This is a genomic window from Shigella sp. FJ200513 (genome assembly GCF_040495915.1).
GTDB lineage: Bacteria > Pseudomonadota > Gammaproteobacteria > Enterobacterales > Enterobacteriaceae > ECMA0423.
The window spans coordinates 1-1,139 of the sequence record NZ_JBDYCV010000242.1 but is presented as its reverse complement, the minus strand read 5'-3'; the positions used below and the strand labels follow the sequence as shown (position 1 = coordinate 1,139).

Sequence of the window (1,139 nt, the reverse complement as noted above, 5' to 3'; positions counted from 1 at the left end):
GAGCGGTAGTTCAGTCGGTTAGAATACCTGCCTGTCACGCAGGGGGTCGCGGGTTCGAGTCCCGTCCGTTCCGCCACTTATTAAGAAGCCTCGAGTTAACGCTCGATGTTTTTTTGCGTCTGGATATCTATTATTGCTAGAATCGCAAAAATCCTCTGCGTTTTACGCTCTTTTCCCGCAACAGTCTGAAGCCCATAATCACCTCAGTTAACGAAAATAGCATTAAAAGAGGCATATTATGGCTATCCCTGCATTTGGTTTAGGTACTTTCCGTCTGAAAGACGACGTTGTTATTTCATCTGTGAAAACGGCGCTTGAACTTGGTTATCGCGCAATTGATACCGCACAAATCTATGATAACGAAGCCGCAGTAGGTCAGGCGATTGCAGAAAGTGGCGTGCCACGTCATGAACTCTACATCACCACTAAAATCTGGATTGAAAATCTCAGCAAAGACAAATTGATCCCGAGTCTGAAAGAGAGCCTGCAAAAATTGCGTACCGATTATGTTGATCTGACGCTAATCCACTGGCCGTCACCAAACGATGAAGTCTCTGTTGAAGAGTTTATGCAGGCGCTGCTGGAAGCCAAAAAACAAGGGCTGACGCGTGAGATCGGTATTTCCAACTTCACGATCCCATTGATGGAAAAAGTGATTGCTGCTGTTGGCGCTGAAAACATCGCTACCAACCAGATTGAACTCTCTCCTTATCTGCAAAACCGTAAAGTGGTTGCCTGGGCTAAACAGCACGGTATTCATATCACTTCCTATATGACGCTGGCTTATGGTAAGGCACTGAAAGATGAGGTTATTGCTCGTATTGCAGCTAAACACAATGCGATTCCGGCACAAGTGATTCTGGCGTGGGCTATGGGGGAAGGTTACTCAGTAATTCCTTCTTCTACTAAACGTAAAAACCTGGAAAGTAATCTTAAGGCACAAAATTTACAGCTTGATGCCGAAGATAAAAAAGCGATCGCCGCACTGGATTGCAACGACCGCCTGGTTAGCCCGGAAGGTCTGGCTCCTGAATGGGATTAAGCCTCTCTGACAGCTCCTCCGGGAGTAATGCCAGTCAGTTAAGCAACTGACTGGCTCTTTTTCGGGGCTGTGGGGTATTTCCAGGGCCTCTCCTTTA

1 protein-coding gene is annotated in these 1,139 nt (G+C 46.7%); it reads left to right on the top strand.

Going from position 1 to position 1,139, the window contains the following annotated elements:
• Positions 1-238: 238 nt before the first annotated feature.
• On the top strand, positions 239-1,042 hold the full coding sequence (gene dkgB / locus ABZJ92_RS21910) for a 2,5-didehydrogluconate reductase DkgB (RefSeq protein WP_000997046.1): 804 nt from the start codon (positions 239-241) through the stop codon (positions 1,040-1,042).
• Positions 1,043-1,139 lie beyond the last annotated feature (97 nt).